The organism is Acidimicrobiales bacterium (genome assembly GCA_035294085.1).
Lineage (GTDB): Bacteria > Actinomycetota > Acidimicrobiia > Acidimicrobiales > Bog-793 > DATGLP01.
On record DATGLP010000026.1, the window covers coordinates 62317 to 80222 of the forward strand.

Annotated in this window: 17 protein-coding genes; 8 read left to right on the forward strand and 9 right to left on the reverse strand. The window is 75.1% G+C overall.

Annotated features, from left to right (window positions below; genetic code table 11):
• Positions 1-289 precede the first annotated feature (289 nt).
• Complete coding sequence (locus VKV23_09355; protein HLI16241.1) at positions 290-3757, reverse strand: indolepyruvate ferredoxin oxidoreductase family protein; 3468 nt, start codon at positions 3755-3757, stop codon at positions 290-292.
• Positions 3758-4018: 261 nt separating this feature from the next.
• Between VKV23_09355 and VKV23_09360 the strand changes: the two genes are divergently transcribed.
• The gene (locus tag VKV23_09360) at positions 4019-4870 is read left to right on the forward strand and encodes a helix-turn-helix domain-containing protein (protein ID HLI16242.1); all 852 of its coding nucleotides are present in this window, start codon (positions 4019-4021) and stop codon (positions 4868-4870) included.
• A gap of 15 nt (positions 4871-4885) precedes the next feature.
• Here VKV23_09360 and VKV23_09365 read toward each other — a convergent pair whose 3' ends face one another.
• The 6 genes from VKV23_09365 to VKV23_09390 are packed head-to-tail and all read right to left on the reverse strand — an operon-like array spanning position 4886 to position 10401.
• Positions 4886-6124, reverse strand: a complete 1239-nt coding sequence (locus tag VKV23_09365) for a cytochrome P450 (protein HLI16243.1) — start codon at positions 6122-6124, stop codon at positions 4886-4888.
• Positions 6121-6984 carry a TIM barrel protein gene (locus VKV23_09370; protein HLI16244.1) on the reverse strand — a complete coding sequence of 288 codons (864 nt, stop codon included), beginning with the start codon at positions 6982-6984 and terminating at the stop codon, positions 6121-6123. Before VKV23_09370 ends, VKV23_09365 begins: the two co-directional genes overlap by 4 nt.
• Positions 6985-6987: 3 nt before the next feature.
• Positions 6988-8205, reverse strand: a complete 1218-nt coding sequence (locus VKV23_09375) for a cytochrome P450 (protein ID HLI16245.1) — start codon at positions 8203-8205, stop codon at positions 6988-6990.
• Positions 8202-8930: a ThuA domain-containing protein gene (locus VKV23_09380; protein ID HLI16246.1), complete on the reverse strand. Its 729-nt coding sequence runs from the start codon at positions 8928-8930 to the stop codon at positions 8202-8204. The genes VKV23_09375 and VKV23_09380 overlap by 4 nt, the downstream gene beginning before the upstream one ends.
• Positions 8927-9640, reverse strand: coding sequence for an SDR family NAD(P)-dependent oxidoreductase (locus VKV23_09385; GenBank protein HLI16247.1), 714 nt, complete (start codon positions 9638-9640; stop codon positions 8927-8929). The genes VKV23_09380 and VKV23_09385 overlap by 4 nt, the downstream gene beginning before the upstream one ends.
• A complete protein-coding gene (locus VKV23_09390; GenBank protein HLI16248.1) occupies positions 9637-10401 on the reverse strand; it encodes an SDR family NAD(P)-dependent oxidoreductase in 765 nt (254 codons plus the stop codon). Before VKV23_09390 ends, VKV23_09385 begins: the two co-directional genes overlap by 4 nt.
• Positions 10402-10421: 20 nt before the next feature.
• Here VKV23_09390 and VKV23_09395 point away from each other — a divergent pair, with 20 nt between their 5' ends.
• Positions 10422-10823 (forward strand): nuclear transport factor 2 family protein, encoded by a 402-nt coding sequence (locus tag VKV23_09395; protein HLI16249.1) that lies wholly within the window; start codon positions 10422-10424, stop codon positions 10821-10823.
• 26 nt (positions 10824-10849) lie between these two features.
• Here the strand turns inward: VKV23_09395 and VKV23_09400 are convergent, their stop codons facing one another.
• Positions 10850-12169, reverse strand: coding sequence for an amidohydrolase family protein (locus VKV23_09400; GenBank protein ID HLI16250.1), 1320 nt, complete (start codon positions 12167-12169; stop codon positions 10850-10852).
• A 198-nt stretch (positions 12170-12367) separates the two neighbouring features.
• On the opposite strand from VKV23_09400, the gene VKV23_09405 reads away from it, so the two are divergent.
• From VKV23_09405 to VKV23_09420, 4 genes are read left to right on the forward strand one after another with little or no spacing between them, the layout of a single operon-like run.
• Positions 12368-12634: a ferredoxin gene (locus VKV23_09405; protein ID HLI16251.1), complete on the forward strand. Its 267-nt coding sequence runs from the start codon at positions 12368-12370 to the stop codon at positions 12632-12634.
• Entirely contained in the window at positions 12631-13722 is a 1092-nt protein-coding gene (locus VKV23_09410; protein HLI16252.1) for an LLM class flavin-dependent oxidoreductase, read from the forward strand. Before VKV23_09405 ends, VKV23_09410 begins: the two co-directional genes overlap by 4 nt.
• Positions 13723-13737: 15 nt before the next feature.
• Positions 13738-14061 carry a Dabb family protein gene (locus VKV23_09415; GenBank protein ID HLI16253.1) on the forward strand — a complete coding sequence of 108 codons (324 nt, stop codon included), beginning with the start codon at positions 13738-13740 and terminating at the stop codon, positions 14059-14061.
• Between the two features lie 46 nt (positions 14062-14107).
• Positions 14108-15052 carry a TIGR03621 family F420-dependent LLM class oxidoreductase gene (locus VKV23_09420; protein ID HLI16254.1) on the forward strand — a complete coding sequence of 315 codons (945 nt, stop codon included), beginning with the start codon at positions 14108-14110 and terminating at the stop codon, positions 15050-15052.
• Here VKV23_09420 and VKV23_09425 read toward each other — a convergent pair.
• Positions 15049-15837 carry an enoyl-CoA hydratase/isomerase family protein gene (locus VKV23_09425; GenBank protein ID HLI16255.1) on the reverse strand — a complete coding sequence of 263 codons (789 nt, stop codon included), beginning with the start codon at positions 15835-15837 and terminating at the stop codon, positions 15049-15051. The two genes, VKV23_09420 and VKV23_09425, sit on opposite strands and share 4 nt — an antisense overlap.
• Before the next feature lie 36 nt (positions 15838-15873).
• Here VKV23_09425 and VKV23_09430 point away from each other — a divergent pair, with 36 nt between their 5' ends.
• Complete coding sequence (locus VKV23_09430; GenBank protein ID HLI16256.1) at positions 15874-17493, forward strand: methylmalonyl-CoA mutase family protein; 1620 nt, start codon at positions 15874-15876, stop codon at positions 17491-17493.
• On the forward strand, positions 17493-17903 hold the full coding sequence (locus VKV23_09435; protein HLI16257.1) for a cobalamin B12-binding domain-containing protein: 411 nt from the start codon (positions 17493-17495) through the stop codon (positions 17901-17903). Before VKV23_09430 ends, VKV23_09435 begins: the two co-directional genes overlap by 1 nt.
• Positions 17904-17906 lie beyond the last annotated feature (3 nt).

The following is a 17906-nucleotide window of genomic DNA, read 5'->3' on the forward strand; positions in this document are numbered from 1 at the left end:
GGCCGGCCCGCTCTGCGAGGTCCCGCCGTCACGTCCTCGACGCGGGCCGTGCTCGAGGCAGGGGACCGGTCGCCGTCTCGCGCCCTCCCCTCCGAGCGGACGCGCCAGGTCGCCCCGGGGTCGGTCGTGGTGCGAGCCGGCGCGCCAACCTCGCGAGGCGATGGCCGAGGCAGCGGCCGGGGCGGTCGCTCGGTCGCCTGCCGGTCGCTCGTCGGGCGAGCGCGCCGCTCGGCTCGCGCCCGGGTCCGAGCCGCCGGGGGCCTGCAGCGCCGCGGGGCGGTCCGGCGCCTCAGGCCGGGCGCGCGCCGGCCCGCTCGAGGGCGGCGCGGGCGGCGGCCACCTCCGCGCGGTAGCGCTCGAGGCTCGCGAGCTTCACGCCCTCGTACCCGCGCACGATGCTCGGCGCCGCGACGAGGCGCACGCAGGCCGAGTACGTGCTCGCGTCGAGGCGAGCGAGCGCCAGGTCGACCAGTTCCTCGTACTCGCCGACGAGGGCGCGCTCCGCGCGGCGCACGACCGTGTGGCCGAAGGGGTCGAACGGCGTCCCGCGCAGGTGGCGCAGGGCGTGCAGGACCCGGAAGGCGGGCCGGGCGACGAACGCCGGGAGGGCGACCTTGCGGCGCAGGCCGAGGCTGCGAAGCAGCGGGGGGTGGAGCAGGTAGCGCACCGAGCGCGCGCCGTCGAGGCTGGCGGCGAAGGAGCCCTGCAGGTAGAGGCGGGCGACCTCGTACTCGTCCTTGTAGGCGAGGAGACGGTACGCTTCGCGGGCCACGGTCGCGGTGAGGCGCCGGGCGGTCGGGTCCACGTCGGCCTCCCGCCGCTGCACCCGTTCGAGGAGGTCGAGGTAGCGGCGAGCGAGCCGCTCGCCCGAGCGCTCGAGGAGGTCGGCGACGCGGCGCTCGACGAAGGGCACGACCTCGCCGGCGAGGGCGCGTGCTGCGACGAGCTCGCGCGCCCGGCGCGCCCGGCGTCCCTCGGGGGCGGCCGGGGCCTGCGGCGCGGCGGGCTCGAGGCCGGCCGCAGCGCGCCGTCCGGCCCGGAAGGCCGCGAGGTTCGCCGCCACCGCGACCCCGTTCAGCTCGATCGCCCGCTCGAGGAGCTCGGCCGGCACGGGAAGGCCGCCCGCCTGGAAGGCCGCGCCGAGGACCGCCATGTTGGCGGTGAGGTGGTCGCCGGTGCGCTCGAGGGCGAGCGCCTCCGCGTCGAGCGCGACGAGCTGGCGGGCGAGCGGTGCGAGCGCGTCGAGGAGGTGGCGCGTCGAGGGGAGGTCGGCGGTGGCGCCGGTCACCATGTCGGCGGTTGGCGCCACGCTCGTCGACGCGACGACGAGCGTGCGCCCGGGGTCGGCCCGCGCCAGGTTGGCCGCGTCGACGGCGACGACGAGGTCGAGCGCGAGGTAGCAGTCGGCCCGCCCGGGGCCGACCGCGCTCGACCCCGGGGCGTCGCTGCGACGCAGCCGCAGGTGGGAGACGACGGGCCCTCCCTTCTGCGCGAGGCCGGTCTGGTCGAGGCCGCGCACCTGGAGCCCGGCCAGGTGGGCGGCGGTCGCGAGGACCTGGTTGACGGTGACGACGCCCGTCCCGCCGACGCCAGCGAGGAAGACGTCGTAGCCGTCCTCGCCGACCTCGGGGAGCGTCGGCGCCGCGAGCCCGGAGACGTCGACGGGCCGCGGCGCCGGCGGGCTCGACTGCCGGCGGGGAGCACGCAGGGTGACGAAGGACGGGCAGTCGCCCTCGAGGCAGCTGTAGTCGGTGTTGCACGACGGCTGGTGGATCCGCGTCTTGCGGCCGAGCTCCGTCTCCACCGGGTGCACCGAGAGGCAGCCGCTCTTCGCGCCGCAGTCGCCGCAGCCCTCGCACACCGCCTCGTTGATGACGACCCGGCGCGGCCGCTCCGGGGCGCGGCCGCGCCGGCGCAGCCGCCGCAGCTCGGCGGCGCACGCCTGGTCGTAGACGAGGACGCTCACGCCCGGCGCGCGCGCCAGGCTGGCCTCCACCTCGGCGAGGCGCTCGCGCCCGGCGAGCTCGACGCCCTTCGGCAGGCGTCGCGAGCGTCGCCGGTAGCGGGAGGGCTCGTCGCTCACGACGGCGATGCGCGACACGCCCTCGGCCTGCAGGAGGCGGCACAGCTGGGGCACGCTCATCTGGCCGGGCGGGTCCTGGCCGCCGGTCATCGCGATGACGCCGTTGTAGAGGAGCTTGAAGGTGATGCGCACCCCGGCAGCGACGGCGGCGCGAAGCGCCAGGCTCCCGGAGTGGAAGAAGGTCCCGTCCCCGACGTTCTGGACGAGGTGGCCGACGTCGGTGAAGGGAGCCCGTCCGATCCACTGGGCACCCTCCCCGCCCATGTGCGTGTAGGTGGTCACCCCCCGGTCCATCCACAGCACCATCGCGTGGCAGCCGATCCCGGCGCCGACGGGGGAGCCGGACGCGGACAGCGTCGAGCGGTTGTGCGGGCAGCCGCTGCAGAAGTGGGCCCGGCGGACCGGGAGCGTGCGGCGGCTCGCCGCCCGGGCTCGCACGGCGGGCGGGCGGAGCTCGACGCGTCCGGTGAGCCTCGAGCGCAGGAGCGGCTCGAGCCGCTCGGCGGTGAGCTCGCCGTCGGCCGGGACGAGGCGGGCGCCGTGCTCGTCGCGCTTGCCGACGAGGCGTGGCGCCGAGGGGCCGTAGAGGATCTCGCGCAGCGCCGGCTCGAGCAGCCCGCGCTTCTCCTCGACGACGAGCACCTCCTCGAGCCCGCGGGCGAAGCGTCGGACGATCGTGTCCTCGAGCGGGAAGATCATCCCGACGCGAAGCAGCCGGACGCCGGCGCGCTCGAGGCCGGCGCGGTCCAGGCCGAGTCGGCCGAGCGCCTCGACGAGCTCGTGGTAGGTGCGGCCGGAGGCGACGATGCCGAGCCACGCCCCCTCGGGGTCGGTGGCGAGCTCGTTCAGGCCGTTCGCCGCGGCGTAGGCCTTCACCGCCTCGTGGCGTCGGTAGTAGAGGTCGCGCTCGAGCTCGAGGGTCTCGGGGACGAAGAAGCGGCGCGCCTGGACGTGGCGGTACACCTCGCCGTCGATGCGCAGCTCCGGGTGCACGACCCTCGGGCGGTCCGGGCCGACGAGCGCCGTGCCGAAGCCGTCGGCGACCGCGGTGACGATCTTGAGCGCCGCCCAGCAGCCGCTGTAGCGCGAGAGCTCGAAGGCGTGGCGCCCGAGGTCGAGGACCTCCTGGACGTCGCCGGGGACGAGCACGGGGATCATCGCGTCGTAGAAGGCGAGCTCGCTCTGGCTCGGCAGGGTCGAGGACTTCGAGGTCGGGTCGTCGCCGGCGGCGACGACGACCCCGCCGTTGCGGCCGACGCCGTGGAGGTTGGCCTGGCGCAGCACGTCGCCGCAGCGGTCCACCCCTGGCGACTTGCCGTACCACAGGCCGATCACGCCGTCGTGCCGGGCGAGCGGCGCGAGGTGGTCCTGCTGGCTCCCCCAGACCGCGGTCGCGGCGAGGTCCTCGTTGAGGCCCGGGACGAACGTGACGTCGTGCTCGGCGAGCAGGGGACCGGCGCGCCCGAGCGCGAGGTCGAACCCCCCGAGGGGCGAGCCGGGGTAGCCGCTCACGAACGCCGCCGTGCGCAGCCCGCGGCGTCGGTCGGCTCGTACCTGGTCGAGGAGGAGGCGGACGAGCGCCTGGGTCCCGGTGAGCAGCACGGGGCCCTCGATCGCCCGGTACTTCGCCTCGAGGTCGAACGCCTCGGCCGTTCCCACGACGCTCGTCGTCATGTCCCGCTAGTCGTCATGATCCTTGCGACGTCGCGCCCCGTGCGTCGCAGCTCACGCCGGCGCGCGCCGCGCGGCTGGCGCGCCGACTCCGGTTCAGCAGCCCGGGGGTGCTGTGTCTCGGTCGGGCCGTACGCCGGTCGCTGTCCGGGCTCGTCGGACCTGCAGCCTACCGACTGCCCGCAATAGTCGTCAATTGACTAACGCCGCTCGGAGGCCCGACGGAGCCCGTGCCGAGGCCATCGGCGCACTACGATGCGGCCCGTGACGGGCGCCGTCGTCGACCAGCTGCGCGAGATCGGCATGTCCGGCTACGAGGCGAAGGCCTACCTCGCCCTGCTCGCCGCGGGACGGCCGCTCAACGGCTACGAGGTGGCGAAGTTCTCGGGCGTGCCGCGCTCCACCGTCTACCAGACGCTCGCCAAGCTGGTCGAGCGCTCCGCCGCCTTCGAGGTCAAGCTCGTCGACAGCCCCGGGACCTGCTACGTCGCCCTCTCGGCCGAGTCGCTGCTCGCCCGGGTGCGGCGTGAGTTCGACCGCAACCTCGCCGAGCTCGGCCGCAGCCTCCCGGCCATCGCGCCCACCTCGGAGGCGAGCCTCGTCCACCACATCGAGGGCCGCGAGCGGGCGCTCGAGCGCGCCATCGACCTCGTGGACGGCGCCCAGGAGCAGCTCTTCGTCTCGCTGTGGCCCGAGGAGGCACCCGCCCTCCTGCCGTCGCTGCGGCGCGCCGAGCGCCGCGGCGTCGACACGACGATCCTCGCCTTCGGGGAGCTGCCCGAGCCCGTCGGCCACACCTACGTCCACCAGTTCTCCGCCCCCGAGGTCGTGATCGCGCGCGTCGGCGTGCGCCTCCTCGTCGTCGCGAGCGACTGCCGCAGCGTGCTCATCGGCGGCGCGATCCCCGAGAGCATGTGGGCGGTCTGGTCCGACGACCCGGCCGTCGTGCTCGTCGCCGTGGAGTACGTGCGCCACGACATCGCGATGCAGGTCCTCGTCGACCGGATCGGGCACGGCGAGGTGGACGCCATCTGGCGCACCGACCCGAACCTCGTCCGCCTGCAGACCGGCCTCGCCGCCCCCGGCCTCGACCAGCGGCGCAGCCGCGTCTCGTGATCGCTTCGGCAAACCTCAGGCGAGCGAGGCGTCGAAGACGACCGGGAACCGCCCGAAGTGCGGGCGCGTCGAGGCCGGGTCGCGCTCGGGGCGCTCGGCGTCGTCCGGGCGCGCGCCGTGCTCGAGGAGGACCTGGGCCATGACGGTGACCGCGCCGTAGAGGTGGGTGGCCGGGTCGACCTCCGGCCCGCCGGCCAGGCCGCCGGCGAGCTCCTGGCCGAGGCAGGCGTGGAGGCCGTGCCCGAAGCTCAGCCCCCACGGGGAGACGTCGTCGCCGAGCGGCCGGTAGGGGTTGAAGTCGTCGGCGTCGGGGCCGAAGACCGACGGGTCACGGTTGGCGGCCGTGATGTCGATGACGACGACGGCACCCTCGGGGATCCGCCGGCCGCTGCGCAGCTCGACCGGCGCGAGGGCGTGGCGCCGGGCCTCCGGGCTGGCGGGGTGCAGGCGGATCGACTCGTGGACGAAGCGCTGGAGCAGGAGCCGGTTCGTGCGCAGCTCGGCCCGCGCCCCCGGGTGGTCGGCGATCCAGCCGAAGACGTGGTCGATGGCGTGCACGAAGGCGTCGGAGGTCGAGAACGAGCCGACCCAGGGGAAGTAGGCGACCTCGCGGCGCACGACGTCCTCCGGGAGCTCGAGCTCGTCCTGGTTGCGAAGGAGCGTCGTGAGGACGTCGCGCGGCAGCTCGGACTCCTCGATCGCCCCCCGCTCGAGCTCGCGCAGGAGGCCGAGGCGCCGGGCCTTCGAGGGAGCGAGGAACTCGGCGTCGAACTCCTCGAGGGCCCGCAGACCGTCGGCCGTGATCGCCGCCTTGTCGCCCGTGGCGTGGACGACGTTGGAGCCGCGGTTCAGCCGGACCATGAGCTCGTAGAGCCGGTCGAACTCGGCGATCGAGCCGCTGCGGCGGTCGATGCCGGCGATCGCGAGCGAGATGGTCATCATCGTCCGGCGCGCGAGCGGCAGGAGGTCGCCGCGCCCCTCGGCGAGGGCGGGCTTCAGCACCTCCTCGACCGCGGCCGGGATCACCTCGCGCTCGTAGTAGGCGAAGGTGTCTCGCCGGAAGAGGCGGTTCTCGAGGCGTCGCCGGGCGAGGTGCGCCTGGCCGTGCAGGTTGACGATGACCCCCTCCATGAGGGCGCGGCCCTCGTCGTAGAGGGCCTGGCGCAGCTCCCGGCTGCGGAAGGCCTCCCGTGCCTCCTCGAAGGACGACAGCACGACGGCTTCGGCTGCACCGTTCTGCGGCGTCGCGTTCATGCGCGCACCACCCCTTCCTGCTCTGCCCCTTCCAGCTCTGCCCTGCCGCGCTCGGCGCGCCCGCCGGTCGGCGCTTGGCCTCGCACCTCGCCGAGCAGCGAGCGCGTCGCCTCGAGCGCGAGCGGCGCGAGGGCCGTGCCGTGCCGCGCCCGCAGCTCGTCCGACGGCACCTCGACGCTCACCGCCAGCCTGGGCGCGGCCGCGAGGAAGGCGCGAAGCGGCAGCTCGCCGGTCCCGGGCAGGAGGCGGTGGTGGCGCGCCTCGGTCGCGAGGGCGTCCTCGCCGGTCGGCGCCCGGCCGGGCGCGTCGCACAGCTGGAGGTACGCGAGCAGCCGCCGCTCGACGCCGGCGAGCTCGCCGGGGTTGCCACCCGAGCGCGCCAGGTGGAGCGGGTCGACGACGACCCCGCCGGCAGGGTGGCCGGCCGCCTCGACGACGGCGAGCGCCTCGGCGAGCGTGCGCACCGTCGTGAAGGCCATGAACTCGAGCGCGGCACGCAGGCCCGCCTCGGCGGCGAGCTCGCACGTCTCGAAGAAGCGCGCCGTGGTGCGACCGGGGTCGGGGTCCTCGCTCACGACGAGCACGTAGCGGGCCCGCAGGCGCTCGCCGACGGCGACGAGGGCGCGCGTCGCCTCGGCGTCGTCACCGGGGCGGATCCGCACGACCTCGAGGTCGAGGGCCCACAGCCCGGTCGCTTCGAGGCGCCGCGCGGTCTCCTCGAGCGCCCGTGGCGTCGCGAGGCGCTCGTCGCAGCGCACGCCGACGGCGTCGTAGCCGGCGGCGGCGGCGAGCGAGACGGCCTCGGCCGGCGTCGCCCAGGCGACCGTCGCCGCTGCGAGCGAGATCGGCGCGTCCTTCACCGCCTACCCGCCGAGCAGCACCGGGTAGCTCGCCCAGTACGGGCGGGCGGTGCGCGAGTCGACGACCGGGGGGTTGGCGGGGTCGGGCCGCACGTTGCGCTCGAAGGCCGCCATCACCGCCTCGGTGACCAGTCCGTAGAGGTGGTCGGCGCCCGTGTCCTCGGAGACGAAGCCGGCGGCGAGCTCCTGGCCGATGCAGGCGTGCATGCCGTGGCCGAAGCTGAGGCCGTAGGGGGCGACGCCGTCGGCGAGGGGCCGGCGCGGGTTGAACTCGGCGGCGTCGGGGCCGTAGACGGCAGGGTCCCGGTTCACGGCGACGAGGTCGATGACGACGAGCGCGCCGCGGGGGAGCACCGTGCCGTCCTGGAGCACGACGTCCTCGAGGGCGCGCCGGGCGCCGATCGGGCTGGAGGGGTGGAGGCGGACGGTCTCGTGGACGCAGCGCTGGACGAAGAGGCGGTCCGAGCGCACCGCCTCGGCGTCCTCCGGGTGGCGCTTCGCCCACTCGAAGAGGTGGTGCAGCGCGCGCGTGAAGGCCGTCGCCGAGGTGTGCGCGCCAGCCAGCAGGAAGAAGGCGATCTCGCGCGCCAAGGTGTCCGGGGTGAGTCCGAGCTCGTCTCGGTGGCGGAGGAGGATCGTGAGGACGTCGCGCGGCAGCGCCTCCTCGGCGAGCTCGCCGCGAGCGACCTGCTCGAGGGCGGCCGCACGGCGGGCGATGGACGGGGCGAGGAACTCCGCCTCGAAGGCGTCGAGCGCGGCCCGGATCTCGTCCGAGATCCGGGCGCGATCGCCCGTCGCGTGGGCGAGGGTCGCCCCCTCGATGAACTTCATCATGTAGCCGTAGAGGCGGTGGGTCTCCGCCGCGGTGCCCTCCTGCCGGTCGACCCCGGCGTTCAGCGCGGCGAGGTTCATCATGAGCTGGTGGCCGAGCGAGACGAGCTCGGCGCGGCCGGCCGCCACGTGGGGCGCGAGCGTCTCGTCGATGACCGCCGGGAACAGGTCCCGCTCGAAGTGGGCGAGGGTGTCGCGCCGGAAGAGGCGGTTCTCGAGGCGCCGCCGGCTGCGGTGCTCCTCGCCGTGCAGGTTGACGAGGACGCCCGCCATGACGACCTCGCCGGCGTCGTAGAGCGCCTGGCGCAGGTCCTTCTGGCGGTAGGCGTCCTTCGCCGCGTCCATCGTCGTGATGACGAGCGCGGCCTGCTCCCCGAGCACCGTCGTCACCTGCCTGTCTCCCTTCCGTGATCCTCGTGGCCGACGCTGGCCGCTTCCTCGGACAGCAGCCACGCCGCGGCGCGCGACACGATCGCGCGCTGGGCGGGATGCGCGTACGAGCGCGTGTCGTGGCCGAGCGCGTCGTAGACGACGCGGCCCGCGCCGTAGCGGCGCGCCCAGACGAGGGGGTGCTGCGCGCCGCCGTGCGCCGAGGTGAGGAGGGCCACGACGTCGGGCCGGACGTCGAGGAAGCCGTAGATCTCGTCGACGATCTCGAAGTCCGAGAGCCCCTCGACGATGGGGTGGGACCCCGTGACGACGTGCACGATCGCGCTCGCGACCGGGGGGTGGCTCGAGCGGCCCCAGCGCCAAGCGGCGCCGAGAATGTCGCCCCACTCCGGCCAGTCGTCGAAGCAGATCGTCGCGCTGTGCAGCGCGAGCAGACCCCCGCCGCCGGCGACGAAGGCGCGGATCGCGTCCCGGGCGGCGGGCGAGGGCGAGAAGGCGAGGCGCTCGCGCGCCGCGGCGTAGCGCTCGTCGAGCATGCGCCAGCGCAGCGCGTTCACGGTGAGCAGGTCGTAGCGACCCTCCCCGGCGAGCGCTGCCGCGCCGGCCTCGACGTCCTCGACGACCTCGGAGACGACGCCGACCTGTTCGAGGATCCCCGCGACCTCGGCGGAGGTGGCCGCGAAGTCGTGGCCGAAGCCGCCCGACAGGAGGAGGTTCCGCCTCACCGCAGCCCTCCACCGGCGCCGGCGAGGAGCGCCATGAGGGCCTGGGAGAGCCCCCCGTCGACGTAGAGCGCCTGGCCGGTGACGTAGGCGGCGCGCTCGGAGGCGAGGAAGGCGACGGCCTCGGCGACGTCCGCCGGCGTGCCGAGCCGCCGCAGCGGCACGGCCGCGCGGCGCGCCTCGGCGAGGCCCGGGTCCGCGTAGAAGCTGGTCCCCGGGGTCGGCACGAGGCCCGGACCGACGGCGTTGCAGCGGACATTGCGCGGCCCCCACTCGAGCGCCGTCTGGCGCGTCAGCGCGAGCAGCGCCGCCTTCGAGGCGGAGTACCCCCCGACGCCGGGATCGGCGAGCGGGGCGGCGATCGAGATGACGTTCACGATCGAGCCTCGGCCGCGCGCGAGCATCGACCGGCCGAAGGCCCGCGTGCAGTGGAAGGCCCCGAGGACGTTCACGGCGAGCACCTCCGCGAACTGGGCGCCGGTCACCTCCTCGAGCGGACCGAAGCGCCACGTCGCGGCGTTGTTGACGAGGACGTCGACCTCGCCGCAGGAAGCGGCGACCTCCTCGACGGCGCGCTCGTCGGCGACGTCGCAGACCACCACCTGCTCGGCGGGGACGCGATCGAGGCGGATCACCTCGAAGCCGTCGGCCTCCAGCCGGGCGGCGACCGCGGCGCCGATGCCGCGCCCCGCGCCGGTGACGAGCGCCCTCACGGCCGGAGCCCCACCGTGTCGACGGCGGCCGGTCGCGGCAGGTGCGCGATGACGCTCGCCGTGACGCCGCCGTCGACGAGGATGTTCTGTCCCGTGATGTAGGCGGCCTCGTCGGAGCCGAGGAAGGACACGAGGGCGGCGACGTCCTCGGCCCGCCCGAGGCGCCCGAGCGGCACCTTCGACTCGCGTGCGGCGCGTGCGGCGGGGTCCGCGTAGATCGGCTCGGACATCCCGGCGTCGATGAGGCCGGGAGCGACCGCGTTCACCCGGATGCCGCGCGGCCCCCACTCCAGCGCCATCTGCTGGGTGAGGAGGGCGACACCCGCCTTCGTCGCGCCGTAGGCGCCGGCGTTCGGCCCCGGGGCGACCCCGTTCATCGAGGTGATGTTCACGATCGCGCCGCCCCCGGCTGCGGCCATCGCGCGCGCCGCGGCGCGCGCGACGACGAACGTCCCGACGAGGTTCACCTCGACGACGGCGCGAAAGGCCTCGAGGTCGAGCTCGAGGAGCGGCCCGAAGCGGACGATGCCGGCGTTGTTGACGACGAGGCGTGGCGCCTCGCCGAGGACGGCGAGGACCTCCTCGACGGCGCGCTCGTCGGTCACGTCGCAGGCGAAGCGGCGTGCCGTCGCGTCGCCCGCCGCCTCGAGCGCCGCCTCGTCGCGGTCGAGGCCGGCGACCTGCCAGCCGTCGGCGGCGAGGCGGCGGCAGATCGCGGCGCCGATCCCGCGCGCCGCCCCGGTTACGAGGGCGAGTCCCATCTCGGCCTATCGTGCGCTGCATGGACGCGGACCGGAGCATGGAGGCGGAGCGGATCGTGCGCCGGTTCCTCGACGCCGTGGAGGCCCGCGACCTCGACGCCCTGGCGGCGTGCTTCTCCGAGGACGCGCGCTACCAGAACGTCCCCCACGAGCCGGCCGTCGGCCCCGACGCCATCCGCCGGCTCTTCGCGCCGATCCTCGCTCGTTCCGAAGCGGTGCGCTGGGAGCTCGTGAACGCCGCCTACCGTCCCGGCCAGGCCTTCCTCGAGCGCGTCGACCGCTTCGTGATCGACGGCACCGAGTACGCCGTGGCCTGCAACGGCGTCTACGAGCTCGACGAGGCACGCGGCCTCATCATCGAGGTGCGCGACTACGTCGACCTCGGCCCCTGGCGGGAGCGCCTCGCGCACCTCGGGCTGTGAGCACGAGCCGCCCGCGCGGCGACCGCTCACGGGTGGACAAGGTCCCAGGTGAGCGGGACCGCCGACCAGCTCGCCACCTTCTCGCCGCGCACCGTCGCCCGCGTCGGCCACGGCGCCGAGAGGTCGACGCTGCGCCCGGAGCGGAAGAGGTGCCGGAAGCGGGCCCGCTCGCCGAGGATCGAGACGTCCTGGGACGGGTCCCCCTCGAGCACGAGGACGTCGGCGCGCCGGCCTGGCTCGATCGTGCCGACCTCGCCGACCTGGCCGAGGGCGATGGCGCCGTTGCGCGTCCCGCACGTGATCGCCTCGAGCGGGCTGAGCCCGAGGTGCTCGACGAAGACCTCCATCTCCCGGTAGTGCCAGTGGCCGTAGGGCGTGAGCGAGAAGCCGCTCTCGGAGCCGCACAGCAGCGGCACGCCCGCCTCGTAGGCGCGCCGGATCATCGGCCCCGTCCGCTCCATCTCGTCTCGGAACACGTCGCGCGCGGACGAGGTCGCGCCGGCCTTCGCCCCGTGCTCGGCGAGGTTGGCGAGGAACGTGAACACCGGGCAGAGCGCCGCCTGGCGCTCGACGACCGCCTCGAGGGCCGCCTCGTCGAGGTAGGAGGCGTGGAAGATGATGTCGACCCCCGCGAGGGCGGCGTCGCGCGTGCTCGAGGCGCCGCGGCAGTGGGCGACGACCCGTGTGCCGAGGTCGTGGGCGGTGTCGCAGACGACCTTCAGCTCCTCGAGGGTCCACACCTGCAGCTCGCCCTCCCGCGTCGGGACGCTGCCGGTGACGTGGATCTTGATGACGTCGGCGCCCTCCTTCACCTGGCGCCGGACCGCCGTCACCATCTCGTCCTTCGTCCGCACGACCTCGGCGTAGCCGGCGGTCCCCCGGTCGGGGATCATCCGGCCTGCCGTGCCGCCGACCGAGGTCATGAGGGCGTAGCCCCCGGACTTCATCGTCGGTCCCTCGACGATGCCGGCCTCGATCGCGTCGCGAAGCGCCGGGCCGATGTTGTAGATCCCGTCCGCGTCGAGGAAGCTCGTCACGCCGGCGAGCAGGATCTTGCGCACGTTGAAGGCGGCGAGGAGCGCGGCGAAGGCGGGCTCGCGGTGGTGGAAGAGCTCGTCGTTCGAGGCCGGCTCGCCGAGGGTGACGTGGCAGTGTGCGTCGATGAGGCCCGGCATGACGGTGAGGCCGCTCACGTCGAGGACGGTGGCGTCCTTCGACGCGCGCGCCGGCGCGTCGGCGCCAACCGCCGCGATCTTGTCGCCGGCGATGAGGACCGAGGTCCCCGGGCGGGGCGGGCCTCCCGTGCCGTCGATGAGCGTCCCGCCCTGCAGCAGCACCTCGGCCATCCGACCCCCACCTTGCGGACCGGCGGCGCGCCGCCCGCCGCCGTCATGAGACCGTACGTAGTCAGACAACTGACTACTAAAGCCGCTATACTACCGTCCCCGGCAGGAGCTGTCCACGGAGGCGCCACCGGGCCGCAGCGGCCCCGGCGGCGCCTCAGCGGGCTCGCAGGGAGGGGCGCAGATGGCCGAGGCGAGAGGGTGCGGGCCGGCGGGCGCGCCGAGGCGCCCGGGGGCGCTGGTGCGATGACGCTGCGGGCGCGTGTCGACCGCAGCCTCTGCATGAGCTCGGGTCGCTGCGTCGGCGACGCGCCGGCACAGTTCCGCTTCGACGCCGACGAGCTCGCGGAGGCGATCCCGGGCGCGCCGGCGCTCGAGGAGGACGTCGCGCTGCGGATCGCCCGCAACTGCCCGGCTGGCGCCATCTCGCTGTTCCGCGAGGACGGCGCCGAGGTCCCGCTCCGTTGAGCGGACCGGCCGGTGCGAGCAGGCTGACCATCGGCGTCGGCCTCTACACCGGCCAGCGCTTCTCCGAAAGCGTCGGCGCGCGCTACGCGGACGCGGTGGCGCTCGCCGGCGCGGCCGAGGCGGCCGGCTTCGACGCCTTCTGGGTGAGCGAGCACCACGGCTTTCCGGACGGCTACCTCCCCGCCCCCCTCGTGCTGCTCGGCGCGTGCGCGGCGGCGACGTCGTCGATCAGGCTGGGCGCGGGCGTCGTCCTCGCGCCGCTCGCCCAGCCGGTCCGCCTCGCCGAGGAGGCGGCCGTCGTCGACCACCTGTCGCACGGCCGGCTCGTCCTCGGCCTCGGCATCGGCTACCTCGACGAGGAGCTCGCGCTCTTCGGGGTGCCCCGCACGGCGCGTGCGCGACGCCTCGAGGAGACGGTCGCCATCCTCCGGCGCTGCTGGCGCGGCGAGCGCTTCTCCTTCCACGGCGAGCACTTCCACCTCGACGACGCCCTCGTGACGCCGCCGGCGTTCCAGGAGGGCGGCATCCCGATCTGGCTCGGCGGCTACGCGCGCGGCGCGCTCGAGCGCGCGGCGCGCCTCGCCGACGGCCACCTCGTCGGACGCGGCGCGCCCGCCATCGTCGCCGAGAACGCTGCGATCCTCGCCTCGGCGCTCTCCCCGGCGCGTCCGTTCACCTTCGCGCTGAACGTGACGGCGGTCCTCACCGACCGGGGCGGCCACCCCGAGCTCGCGCTCGAGGCGTTCGAGCGCCAGCAGGCGACCTACGAGGAGGCCCAGCGAGGCACCGACGTCTACGCCGGGCGCGTCGCCGGCGGCGCGCCGGGGCGCCTCGCGCTCGGGGGCATCGAGCGCTACGTCGACCTCCTGGGCTCTGCGGACGAGATCGCCGCCGGCGCCGCGTCCTACCTCGAAGGCCTGGCCGCCTTCGAGCACGTCCACCTCGTGCTGCGGATCGTGTTCCCCGAGGACGACCTCGACGCGCAGCTCGAGCGCATCGGCCGCTTCGGGCGAGACGTCCTGCCGAGGCTGCGCGCGGCGGCCGGTGCCGCCGAGCACCGGCGGCCGGTCGCCAGGGCCGGCGCCTGAGGAGGCGGACCCGCAGTGCTGCGTCACGTCGTCGTGATGCGCTTCCTCGCCGGGACGCCGCCCGAGGCCGTCGAGGCCGTCGAGGCCGGCCTCGCCGAGCTGCCGGCGCGCATCGCTGAGGTGCGGGCCTTCGCCTTCGGGCGCGACGCCGGGCTCGCCGCGGGCAACGCGGACCTCGCCGTCGTCGCCGACTTCGACGACGCGGCCGCCTACGCCTCGTACGCCGCCCACCCGGCGCACGTCGAGCTCGTGGCGACCCGGATCCGGCCGATCCTCGCCGAGCGCTCGGCCGTCCAGTTCCTCCTCGACGGGGACGGCCGCGTCGGAGTCGGACGGTGAGGCGCCGGTCGCTGGGTCCCGCGGCGGTCTTCGCCTGCAGGTGCGCGTGACGGCGCCGGGCATGCGCTTCGGCGTCCTGCACATGAGCCGGCCGGCCTCCGGGCGAGCCTTCCTCGACGAGGTGCGCCGCGTCGAGGACGCCGGCTTCGACAGCCTGCTGCTGAGCGACCACACCGAGCGCTCGCCCCTCGCCCCGATCCCGGCGCTCGCCGCCGCGGCTGCGGTCACCTCGAGGCTCACCCTCGGCTCGCTCGTGCTGTGCAACGACTTCCGGCACCCGGCGATCCTCGCCAAGGAGGCCCTCACCTTGCACCTGCTCGCGCCCGGGCGGATCGAGCTCGGGCTCGGGGCCGGCTGGATGGTCCAGGACTACGAGCAGGCCGGCATCCGTCTCGATCCGCCAGGACGTCGCATCGAGCGCCTCGCCGAGACGCTCGACATCCTCGCCTCCCAGCTCGCCGGCGAGACGACGACCCGTCGCGGGCGCCACTACGCGGTCTCGGCGATGCCGGCCGTCCCCGCGCCGCCGGCGGGCAGCGGACGCCCGCGCCTGCTCGTCGGGGGCGCCGGCCGGCGCGTCCTCGCGCTCGCGGCGCGCCGCGCCGACATCGTGAGCCTGAACTGGAACCTGCGCGCCGGCCGTGTCGGAACGGCCGCGCTCTTGAGCGGCACGCGCGCCGCGACCGAGGAGAAGCTCGCCGTCGTCGGCGCCGCGGCCCCCGAGCGGGCCGGGCACATCGAGCTGCACGTGCAGTGCTACTTCCTCGAGCTCACGGACCGTCCGCTCGATGCCGTGGCCCGCTTCGCGGCGAGCCGCGGCGCCGACGTGGACCCGAAGCTGCTCCTCGACTCCCCGCACGTCCTCGCCGGCAGCCCGGCCGAGCTCGCCGAGCGCCTCGCCGAGCAACGCGAGAGCCTCGGGATCTCCTACGTCTCGTTCTACGACGAGGACGCCGCGAAGGCGGCGGCCGTCCTCGCGCGCCTGGCCTAGGCGCTCGCCGCTCCGCCGGTCGCGTGCCGGGCCCGCCGCCGACGCTCGGCCGCCTCGGCGGCGCGCCAGTGGTCGTCGGCGACCCAGGCCGCGGCGAAGGCGTCGACGGCTCGCTCCTCGAGGAGCGGGCGGGCGGCGGGCGCCGCGGCCTCGACGAGGCGCTTGATCCCCCGCCGGGCGGCCGGCGCGAGCGCGGCGAGCGAGGCGGCGAGGGCGGTGACGGCGTCCTCGAACGCGGCGCGCGGCACGACGCGCTCGACGAGGCCGAAGCTCGCGAGCTCCTCGCCGGCGAGCACGCGACGCGTGAGCAGGAGCTCGAGGGCGCGCCCGCGCCCGACGAGCGCGCAGAGCCGCTCGACGCCGCCCCAGGCCGGCAGGATGCCGAGGTCGCCGTGGACGAAGCCGACCCGCACGTCGTCCGCGGCGATCCGCAGGTCGCAGGCGACCGCCACCTCGGCGCCGCCGCCGTAGGCGTCGCCGTTCAGCGCAGCGAGCACCGGCACCTCCAAGGTGGCGATGCGGTCGAGGACACGGCGCATGCGTCGCGCCATGGCCGCCGCGGCGGCCTGCGTGCGCAGCGCGGCGAAGTCCTTGAGGTCGCCGCCGGAGAGGAAGACCCGCTCCCCGCCGCCCCGCAGCACGATGGCGCCGGCCTCGGCGGCGGCGCGCCCGAGGGCGGCGTCGAGCTGCTCGATGACCTCGAGGCTGACGGCGTTGCGCCGCTCGGGCCGGTCGACGGTGATGGTCGCCACCGGCCCGTCGAGGTCGAGGCGGACCTCCTCCACGGACGATAGGATATCGAATATCGTGGATGGCCGACGATGACCGGGGGAGCGGACGGCACCGGGCGGCGCGCCGACCAGGCGACGAGCGACGCGGGGATCCCCCTGCAGCCGTTCTACGGCCCGCCCGCCGAGCCGCTCGACTACGAGGTGGCGCTCGGCGACCCGGGGGCGTTCCCCTTCACCCGCCACATCCACCCCGGCGGCTACCGCGACCGGCTGTGGACGTTCCGCCAGTACGCGGGGTTCGGCTCGGCGGAGTCGTCGAACGAGCGCTACCGACTGCTCCTCGAGCGCGGCGGCACCGGCCTCAGCGTGGCCCTCGACCTGCCGACCCAGATCGGCTACGACTCGGACGATCCCGAGGTGGCCGAGGAGGTGGGGCGCGTCGGCGTGGCGCTCGACACGCTGGCCGACGCCGAGGTCCTCTTCTCGGGGATCCCCCTCGACCGCATCTCGACGTCGTTCACGATCAACGGGACGGCGGCCATCGTCCTCGCCATGTACGTCGCGGTCGGCAGGCGCCAGGGCGTCGACCAGAAGGTGCTCCGCGGCACGGTCCAGAACGACATCTTGAAGGAGTACGTGTCGCGCGGCACCTGGATCTGGCCGCCCGAGCCCTCGATCCGCCTGATCGCCGACACCGTCGAGTTCTGCGCCGCCGAGGTGCCGAAGTTCAACGCGCTGAGCGTCGCCGGCGCGCACTTCCGGGACGCCGGGGCGACGGCCGCGCAGGAGATGGCCTTCACGCTCCAGGACGCGGTCACCTACTGCGACGAGCTGATGCGTCGGGGCCGGATGACCATCGACGAGGTGGCGCCGGTCATCTCCTTCTTCTTCTACACCCACAACGACTTCTTCGAGGAGGTCGCGAAGTACCGGGCGGGCCGACGCCGCTGGGCGCGGCTCGTGGTCGACCGCTACCACGCGCGCGCCGCGTCCTCGGCGCGCTTTCGCGCCGGCGTGGTGTGCGGCGGCTCCACCCTCCAGGCGCCCCAGCCGTGGAACAACGTCGTGCGCGTCGCCTACCAGGCGCTCGCCTCGGTGCTCGGGGGCGTCCAGTCCATGTTCACCGCGGCCTGGGACGAGCCCTTCGCCCTGCCGACCGAGGAGTCGGCCACGCTCGCGCTGCGCACCCAGCAGATCCTCGCCTACGAGACGGGCGTCGCCCGCGTCGTCGACCCGCTCGGCGGCTCGTACTACGTCGAGGCGCTCACCGACGAGATGGAGGCGCGCATCGTCGCCATCATGGAGGACCTCGAGGCGCACGGCGGCATGGTCGCCGCCATCGAGAGCGGCTACGTGCAGCGCCTCATCGCCGACGAGGCCTACCGGGCGGCGCGCGAGGTGGAGCGCGGCGAGCGGGTCGTCGTCGGCGTCAACCGCTTCACCACCGACGACCCGGTGCCCGACGTGCGCGGCTACGAGTTCGACGAGGCGGGGCGCGAACGCCAGCTCCGCCGCCTCGCCGAGGTGCGTCGCAGCCGCTCGGCGCGCGGCGTGTCCGAGGCGCTCCGGGCCGTCGAGGCCGCTGCCCGCCGCGACGACAACTTGATGCCGCTGCTCGTCGACGCCGTCGAGGCGTACTGCACGATCGGCGAGATCGTGCGCACCTTGAAGGACGTCTGGGGGGAGTTCCAGGAGCCGGCGGTGTTCTGATGCCGGCGCGCGTCCTCGTCGCCAAGCCCGGCCTCGACGGCCACGACCGCGGGGCGAAGCTCGTCGCGCGCGCCCTTCGCGACGCCGGGTTCGAGGTCATCTACACCGGCATCCGCCAGCGGCCGGCGACGATCGCCACCGTGGCGCTCCAGGAGGACGTCGACGTCGTCGGCCTCAGCGTGCTGTCGGGCGCGCACGTCGAGCTCAGCCGCAAGGTCGTCGAGGAGCTGCGCGGGCGTGGGCTCGACGTGCCCGTCGTCGTCGGCGGCACGATACCGCGCTCGGACGTCGCGGTCCTCGAGGCGCTCGGCGTCGCCGCCGTCTGCCCGACTGGCACGCCGATCGACGATCTCGTCGCCACGGTGGGCTCGCTCGCTCAGGCCTCGCTCGCCCGAAAGCGCGGCGCCTGAGCA

What these genes read in the sequence shown, in the direction of transcription:
- VKV23_09390 (HLI16248.1), bottom strand. Translation starts at nt 10,401, where the DNA reads ATGGGACTCGCCCTCGTAACCGGGGCGGCGCGCGGGATCGGCGCCGCG.
- VKV23_09430 (HLI16256.1), top strand. Translation starts at nt 15,874, where the DNA reads ATGACCGGGGGAGCGGACGGCACCGGGCGGCGCGCCGACCAGGCGACG.
- VKV23_09355 (HLI16241.1), bottom strand. Translation starts at nt 3,757, where the DNA reads ATGACGACGAGCGTCGTGGGAACGGCCGAGGCGTTCGACCTCGAGGCG.
- VKV23_09395 (HLI16249.1), top strand. Translation starts at nt 10,422, where the DNA reads ATGGACGCGGACCGGAGCATGGAGGCGGAGCGGATCGTGCGCCGGTTC.
- VKV23_09435 (HLI16257.1), top strand. Translation starts at nt 17,493, where the DNA reads ATGCCGGCGCGCGTCCTCGTCGCCAAGCCCGGCCTCGACGGCCACGAC.
- VKV23_09400 (HLI16250.1), bottom strand. Translation starts at nt 12,169, where the DNA reads ATGGCCGAGGTGCTGCTGCAGGGCGGGACGCTCATCGACGGCACGGGA.
- VKV23_09365 (HLI16243.1), bottom strand. Translation starts at nt 6,124, where the DNA reads ATGAACGCGACGCCGCAGAACGGTGCAGCCGAAGCCGTCGTGCTGTCG.